This window comes from Microbacterium testaceum, from assembly GCF_001476285.1.
Lineage (GTDB): Bacteria > Actinomycetota > Actinomycetes > Actinomycetales > Microbacteriaceae > Microbacterium > Microbacterium testaceum_B.
This window is the reverse complement of sequence record NZ_LDRU01000070.1, coordinates 1-7,908: the sequence shown is the minus strand read 5'-3', so window position 1 is coordinate 7,908 and position 7,908 is coordinate 1. Positions and strand designations below refer to the sequence as shown.

Sequence of the window (7,908 nt, the reverse complement as noted above, 5' to 3'; positions counted from 1 at the left end):
CTCCCGACGCGGTCCCGGGTAACGCCCCCTTCCTACGCTGGCGGCACGCCCAGCCCATGCGGGGCGCTGCACCTCCCCACATCGCCCAACGGAGGACCCCGTGACCGTCACCGACCCGCGCCCCGAAGCCACCACGGCGCCGCCCGCAACAGCCAGCGCAGAACTCAGCCACCGCCCCGGCCGCTGGATCGACAACTGGAACCCCGAGAACGCCACGCAGTGGGCCAAGGAAGGCAAGGCCATAGCCTCCCGCAACCTGCGGTGGTCGATCTTCGCCGAGTTCCTGGGCTTCGTCGTCTGGCAGCTGTGGTCGGTCGTCGTCGTCTCGCTGCCGGCGGCGGGCTTCCAGCTCTCCACGGGTGAGATCTTCTGGCTCATCTCCATGCCGAGCCTCGTCGGCGCGACGCTGCGCATCCCCTACACCTTCATGGTCCCGCGCTTCGGCGGTCGAAACTGGACGATCGTGTCCGCCGGTCTCCTCCTCATCCCGAGCATCGGCCTCGCCATCGCTGTGGCGAACCCGCAGACGCCCTTCGGCCTGCTGCTCCTGATCGCCGCGTTCGCGGGCTTCGGCGGCGGCAACTTCGCCAGTTCGATGTCGAACATCACGTTCTTCTACCCCGCCGCGCAGAAGGGATACGCCCTCGGACTCAACGCCGCCGGCGGAAACCTCGGCGCCTCGGTCGCGCAGTTCGTGGTCCCCATCGTCATCACCGTCGGGGCCGCGGCGACGCTCAACCTCCCGCTCGCGGGCCTCATCTGGGTGCCGCTGATCCTCGTCGCGATGGTGGGCGCCTACCTCCGCATGGACAACCTCTCCGCCGCGAAGGCCGACATCACGGCATCCCTCGCCGCTCTCAAAGAGCCGCACATGTGGGTGCTGTCGCTGCTCTACATCGGCACCTTCGGCTCGTTCATCGGTTTCGCGGGCGTCTTCCCGAAGCTGCTCGCCGACACGTTCCCGGACTTCAAGGGCATCGTGATCGGTACGGCGACCGTCACCCTCGCGTTCCTCGGCGCTCTCGTCGGCTCGCTCGCCCGCCCCTACGGCGGCAAACTCGCCGACCGCTTCGGCGGCACCGTCATCACGATCGGCGCCTTCACGGTGATGGGGCTCGGCATCCTGAGTGTGATCCTCACCCTGCCGATGCAGAACTTTGCGATCTTCCTGCTCTGCTTCCTCGTGCTCTTCGCGGCGGCGGGCATCGGCAACGGCTCGACGTACCGCATGATCCCGACGATCTTCGCCCTCAAGGCCAACGGCGGAATCGGCGCGCAGCGCAAGGCCGCCGCAGCCCTCGGCCTCATCTCGGCGATCGGCGCGTACGGCGGCTTCTTCATCCCGCAGCTGCTCGGCTTCTCGAAGACGACGTTCGGCTCGTACACCCCCGCCCTCGGCTGGTTCGCCCTCGCCTACGTCGCGTTCCTCGCCCTCACCGCGGGCGTGTACCTCCGCATGTCGAAGAAGACCGGAACGCGGATCTGACCCCATGAGCTCCGCCGACACCCACTGCCCCTACTGCGCATTGCAGTGCGCCATGACCGTCAGCCACGCGGGCCACACGACGGTCACCGGCCGCGACTTCCCCACCAACCGGGGAGGACTCTGCGCCAAGGGCTGGACGTCGGCGGAGCTCCTGGCCTCGCCCCACAGACTCCGGATGCCACTGATGCGGCGCCCCGACGGCACTCTCGCCGAGACCACCTGGGATGAGGCACTGGATGCCGTGGCCGCGGCGTTCCGCGTCACGAAAGCCGCCCATGGACCCGACGCCAACGCCATCTTCGGCGGCGGCGGACTCACCAATGAGAAGGCGTACCAGCTCGGCAAGTTCGCCCGCGTCGCGCTGGGCACCTCGCGCATCGACTACAACGGCCGCTTCTGCATGTCGTCGGCGGCGGCGGCATCCAATCGCGCTTTCGGGATGGACCGCGGCCTTCCCTTCCCCGTCACCGACCTCGACGACGCGCGGACCATCCTGCTGCTCGGCTCGAACGTCGCCGCGACCATGCCCCCGTTCCTCGCGCACCTCGCCGGGGCGCGCGCGAACGGCGGCCTCATCGTCGTCGACCCGCGCCGCTCCGCCACCGCGCGCCTCACCGAAGACGGTGCCGGTACCCATCTGCAGCCCGCCCCGGGCACCGACCTGCCGCTGCTGCTCGGGCTCACGCACATCGCCCTCGCCGAGGGCCTCGCCGACCGCCTCTATATAGAGGAGCGCACGACGGGGTTCGACGCCCTCCGAAGGTCGGTCGCCGCGTGGTGGCCCGAACGCACCTCGTCGACCACGGGCGTCCCCGTCGCCCAGCTCCGCGAGACCGCCCGTCGCCTCGCCGCGGGCGGCGCGTACATCCTCACCGGACGCGGCGTCGAACAGCACGTCGACGGCACCGCCACAGCGACCGCCGCGATCAACCTCGCCCTCGTCCTCGGCCTGGTCGGCCGCGAGGGCTCGGGCTACGGCACCCTCACCGGCCAGGGCAACGGCCAGGGCGGACGCGAACACGGCCAGAAGGCCGACCAGCTGCCCGGCTACCGCTCCATCCGCGACCCCGAAGCCCGGCGGCACGTCGCCGGTGTCTGGGGCATCGATCCGGAGGAGATTCCGGATGCCGGCATCCCGGCCACCGCCCTGCTCGGCGAACTCGGCGGGCCGGTGAAGACCCTGCTCGTCGCGGGGTCGAACGTCGTCGTCTCGGCCCCTGACGTCGAGGCCGTGCGTTCGCGGCTCGCGGCGCTCGACACCCTCATCGTCTGCGACTTCTTCCTCAGCGAGACCGCGGAGCTCGCCGACATCGTGCTGCCCGTGCTGCAGTGGGCCGAGGAGGAGGGCACGATGACCTCCCTCGAGGGGCGCGTGATCCGCCGTCGCCGGGCGCTGCCTGGACCCGAGGGAGCCCGCAGCGAGCTGTGGATCCTGTCGGAGCTCGCGCAGCGCCTGGGCGCGGCATCCACCTGGTCGACCGACCCGGCCGAGGTGTTCGACGAGCTCGCCCGCGCGTCGGAGGGCGGCGTCGCCGACTACTCCGGCCTCTCGCACGAACTGCTCGACACCGGCGTCGAGGCCTACTGGCCGTACCGTTCGTCGGGCACTCCCCGCCCCTTCACGGAGCGCTTCGCCCACGCCGATGGCCGCGCGCGTCTCGTGCCGGTGGATGCCACTCCCCCGACGCCCACCGACCGCGGCGCCGAGCTGACCCTCGTCACCGGCCGCTATCTGCAGCAGTACCAGTCGGGCACGCAGACCCGGCGGGTGGCCGAGCTGAACGGTGCACGCCCCGAGGCACGGCTCGAGATTCACCCCGCGACGGCGTCGAGGCTCGGCATCCGCGAAGACGCGCTCGTGGCGGTGTCGAACGAGCGCGGCACCGTGCGGGCGCGGGCGAGCGTGACGACCGACATCCGCCACGACACCGTGTTCCTGCCGTTCCACTACGCGGGAGATGAGTGCGCCAACCGCCTGACCGAGGCGATCGTCGACCCGACCTCGGCGATGCCCGAGTTCAAGCGCACGCGAGTGCGGGTGGCTCCGGATGCCGCTGCGCCCGTGCCGGCGTTCGAGCACGGGCCCGTGGTGGTGTCGGAGCATCCGGGCGCTGTTCGCACCGAGGAGGGAACACATGTCTGAGCGTGTGGTGCTGGTGGGCTACGGCCCCGTCGGGGCGCGGCTCATCGACGGGCTGCTGCCCGCGGTGCGCGACGGGCGCATCGATCTCACCGTCGTGGGAGCCGAACCCCACGACGTGTACAACCGCGTCCTGCTCGCCGAGTACGCGGTCGGCCGCACCGACCGCGCGGGCCTCGACATGGACGACCGCCGCGTCGCCGAAGAGGCCGGCGTGCGGTTCGTGTTGGGCGCGACGGTGGTGGGCGTGGACCGTCACCGCCGGGTGGTGCGCCTGCACGATGGCATCCGTCTCGACTACGACCGGCTCGTGCTCGCGACCGGCGCCCGCGCGAACGTCCCGACGCTCGCCGGAATGGAACGCGCGCGGCGCGACCGGACTTCCGTGTCAGCCGCCCCCGCAGAACTCGACCTCGGCGGGGCTCCCCTCCCCCGCGGCGTCGTCGCCCTGCGCGACCTCGCTGACGCCGAGCACGTGCGGGCAGCCGTCTCGGCCGGGCAGCGGATCGTCGTGCTCGGGGCGGGAGTCCTCGGCATGGAGCTCGCGCTGGCCGCCGCCGAGGCCGGGGCGGAGGTCGTCGTGGCCTACCACTCCGCAGCCCCCATGAACCGGACGCTCGACGAGAACGGCGGCCGAGTGCTGGCCTCCGCCGCGACAGCCGTCGGCGTCGAGATGGCGCACCACGCGCGCGCCGAGAGCATCCTTCTCCGATACGACGACCACGGACACGCGTGGTTCGACGGCCTCGTCTGCGCCGACGGCAAGGTGCTCGCGGGCGACTTGCTCGTGCTGTCGTGCGGGGTCGCGGCGCGGACGGAAGTGGCATCCCTCGCCGGACTCGCCACGTCGGCCGGCATCCTCGTCGACGGCTCCTCGCGCTCGTGGACCGACCCGGACATCTTCGCCATCGGCGACTGCGCGCACGTCGCCGACCCCGCGGACGCCGACGCCCACGGCCGCGTCCCGGGCGGCCCGAGCGGACTCGTGGGACCGGGCTGGCGTCAGGCCGACCGCCTCGCGGCGCTGCTCTCGACGGGCGTCTCGGGGCCGGCATCCGTCGAACGCCCCGGTGTCGTCATGCTCAAGGCCGAGGGGATCGACGTGGTGGCCGGCGGCGCGGTCGACGCCGACCCCTTCTCGCACGCTCCCGGATGCCACGGCCCCCAGGTCACCCTCTGGGCCGACCCCGCGCGGGGCGCCTACGTGAAGCTCGTCACCGTCGAGGGCGTGCTCACCGGCTTCGTCGCGGTCGGGATGCCTCGCACCGGTGCCGAGCTCACCCTGCTGTTCGAGCGCGGCTCGGAGCTTCCGGCCGACCGCTCGTCGCTGCTCCGGCTCGACGCGCCCGATGCCGGGATGGCCACCGTCGCCGACCCCTTCGCCGCGGACGCGACCGTGTGCTGGTGCAACGGCGTGAGCGCCGGGGCCATCCGCGAGGCGATCGCGGCCGGGGAGCCGACGGTCGCGTGCGTGAAGGCCGCGACCCGCGCGGGCACCGGCTGCGGCGGGTGCGTGGGGCGCATCAGTGAGCTGCTGGCGCGGGAGGCCGTGCCGGCGTAGAGCGGTCCCGGCGTGACTTGCCGCACTTTGCCGCTCAGGCGCTCCGAAGCGACGAACAGCGGCAAACGAAGCATTCCGTTCCCGCGCGATGCCGCGTCATTTGCCGCACTTTGCCGCCCAAGCACCCCCGAAGCGACGAACACCGGCAAACGAAGCATTCCGTTCCCGCGCGATGCCGCGTCATTTGCCGCACTTCGCCGCCCGAACGCCCCCGAAGCGACGAACACCGGCAAACGAAGCCTCCGCGCGCCGGCGCGACACCGCGTGACTTGCCGCATTTCGCCGCCCGAGCACCCCCGAAGCGACGAACAGCGGCAAACGAAGCATTCCGTTCCCGCGCGATGCCGCGTCACTTGCCGCACCTCGCCGCCCGAGCACCCCCGAAGCGACCAACACCGGCAAACGAAGCCTCCGCGCGCCGGCCCGACCCCGCGTCATTTGCCGCACTTCGCCGCCCAAGCACCCCCGAAGCGACCAACACCGGCAAGCAACGCCCCGACGCATCACAACGGAACGTCCCCGAAACGCGAGAGCAGTACGCTGCACGCATGCCTCCGATCGAGAACATGCTGGCCTTCGTGGCGGCATCCGTCGTCATCATCGTCATTCCGGGGCCCAGCGTGCTGTTCGTCATCGGCCGTTCCATCGCCCTCGGTCGCCGTGCGGGTGTCCTGAGCGTCGTCGGCAACGCCCTCGGCACGGTTCCCGCGGTGCTCGCCGTCGCTTTCGGTGTCGGCGCGATCGTGGCCTCGTCGATCGTCGCGTTCACCGTGCTGAAGATCGTCGGGGCGATCTACCTCGTGTGGCTCGGCATCCAGGCCATCCGCCACCGCCACGCGCACGTCGCGGGTGCCACGCGCGGACCCACCTCGTCGTGGACACTGCTTCGCCAGGGATTCGTCGTGGGCCTCACCAACCCCAAGACGATCGCGTTCTTCGTCGCCGTGCTCCCTCAGTTCGTCGCCCCGCACTCCGGTGCCGTGTGGTTGCAGCTGCTCATCCTCGGGCTGATGTTCCAGCTGATGGCGCTGACATGCGACAGCGTGTGGGCCCTCGCCGCGGGCACCGCGCGCACCTGGTTCGCCCGGTCGCCGAAGCGCATCTCGACGCTGTCGGGAACGGGCGGCGTCATGATGATCGGCCTCGGCGGGGCCCTCGCTTTCACCGGCGCGAAAAGCTGAACGCGTGCGCGGTCTCGGGTTCGCAAGAAACCTGTGCGTTAGCTGAGTGCAGCCCATAGGATGAGGCTCGTCGGCTCCTCGAGCCACCGCCGAGCCACCCGGCCGACGGCGTCGTCGACCAGGAGTCCCCCGCTTTGCGTACGTCCGTCGGTTTCGCCCTTGCCCTCATCTTCACCGCGGGCGCGATCGCCCCCGCGGCCCTCGCCGCGACGCCCGCCGCGCCGGAATCCTGCCGCACCATCCCCGTCGACGCCGACGCGCCCCTGCGCGCCGACATCGCGCGAGAGACGTTCGGCGTCGACGGTACGGGCGTGAAGGTCGGCGTCATCTCCGACTCCTTCGGCCGCACCTCGGCTCCGGGCGCGACCGTCGCCGACGACATCGCGAACGGGCTTCTCCCCGGCCCCGGGAACCCCTGCGGACACGAGACCCCCGTCCACGTGGTGCGCGAAGCCGCCGAGGGCACGGACGAAGGTCGCGCGATGGTGCAACTCGTGCACGGCATCGCGCCGGGTGCCGAGCTCGCCTTCGCCTCCGTCGACGAGGGGCACGCGGCATCCGTCATCGAGGCGATCGAGATGCTCGTCGCCGACGGGGCGGACGTCATCGTCGACGACGTCGAGCCCAAGAACGAGCCCGTCTTCCAGCGCTCCCCCGTCGGCGAAGCGATCGCGCGGGCGAACGAAGCGGGCGTCGCGTACTTCTCGGCCGCCGGGAACTCGACGGCCCTCGCTCGGGACCCCCGCCCGGGCCAGGAGGTATCCCCCATCAACGGCTGGGAAACCCCCGCGTACCGTCCGATGGCCTGCCCCGACGAGATCGTGACGGGCGCCCAGGCACAGGGCTGGGACGCCCCCGTCGACTGCCTCGACATGGATCCCGGCGAGGGCACGGATGCCACCCTCGGCTACACCCTCGCCGCCGGCGACAGCACCACCGTCGACGTGCAGTGGGGAGAGCCGCTCGGCCGGGTCAGCGGCCTCCTGGTTCCGGTGGTGACGGTCGACGGCGACGTTCTCGCGACTCCCGCGGCCCGGATGCTCGACGGCACTCCGGGTTTCACCGTCACGCTCCCCGCGTCCGCGAACCCGACGGAGGTGGAGATCTCGGTCGCCCGCATCGTGATTCCGGATGCCGACACCTCCCTGCCCCTCCCACCCATCTCCGTCATCTTCGGCCAGGGCGCGACCTTCCTGTCAGCCGAGTACTGGCGCTCGGCGGGCGACGACATCGTCGGGCGGACCAACACCGGGCACAACGGCGACCCCGCGGCCCTCTCCATCGGCGCGTCTCCGGTCAACGACCCCACCGAGATGGAGTACTTCTCGAGCTACGGCCCGGTCGTCTGGGCGTTCGGGTCGGCCACCGCCGACCCGCCGTCGGCGATCCTCGACCCGCGACCCGTGGTGAGCCGACCCGACGTGATCTCGGTCGACCGCGCGCGCAACTCGGTCCTGGGAATGCCCACCGACGATCCGGCGGTGAAGACGTTCGTCGGAACCTCGGCGGCCGCTCCCAACGCCGCCGGCGTCGCCGCGCT

At 71.6% G+C, this 7,908-nt stretch carries 5 protein-coding genes; all 5 read left to right on the top strand.

The features are described 5' to 3' along the window. Window positions 1–100 precede the first annotated feature (100 nt). Entirely contained in the window at window positions 101–1,486 is a 1,386-nt protein-coding gene (locus NS283_RS12405; RefSeq protein ID WP_058597179.1) for an MFS transporter, read from the top strand. Window positions 1,487–1,490: 4 nt separating this feature from the next. Continuing rightward, window positions 1,491–3,629: a molybdopterin oxidoreductase family protein gene (locus tag NS283_RS12400; RefSeq protein ID WP_058597178.1), complete on the top strand. Its 2,139-nt coding sequence runs from the start codon at window positions 1,491–1,493 to the stop codon at window positions 3,627–3,629. Beyond that, window positions 3,622–5,187: an FAD-dependent oxidoreductase gene (locus NS283_RS12395; protein ID WP_058597177.1), complete on the top strand. Its 1,566-nt coding sequence runs from the start codon at window positions 3,622–3,624 to the stop codon at window positions 5,185–5,187. Before NS283_RS12400 ends, NS283_RS12395 begins: the two co-directional genes overlap by 8 nt. Window positions 5,188–5,735: 548 nt before the next feature. Then, on the top strand, window positions 5,736–6,368 hold the full coding sequence (locus tag NS283_RS12390) for a LysE family translocator (RefSeq protein WP_058597176.1): 633 nt from the start codon (window positions 5,736–5,738) through the stop codon (window positions 6,366–6,368). Between the two features lie 134 nt (window positions 6,369–6,502). Beyond that, a partial coding sequence (locus NS283_RS12385) for a S8 family serine peptidase (protein WP_153003361.1) occupies window positions 6,503–7,908 on the top strand: 1,406 nt, incomplete at its 3' end.

Bases quoted from the DNA above. Each gene is read 5' to 3' on its own strand.
- NS283_RS12400 (WP_058597178.1), top strand. From the start codon at position 1,491: ATGAGCTCCGCCGACACCCACTGCCCCTACTGCGCATTGCAGTGCGCC.
- NS283_RS12395 (WP_058597177.1), top strand. From the start codon at position 3,622: ATGTCTGAGCGTGTGGTGCTGGTGGGCTACGGCCCCGTCGGGGCGCGG.
- NS283_RS12390 (WP_058597176.1), top strand. From the start codon at position 5,736: ATGCCTCCGATCGAGAACATGCTGGCCTTCGTGGCGGCATCCGTCGTC.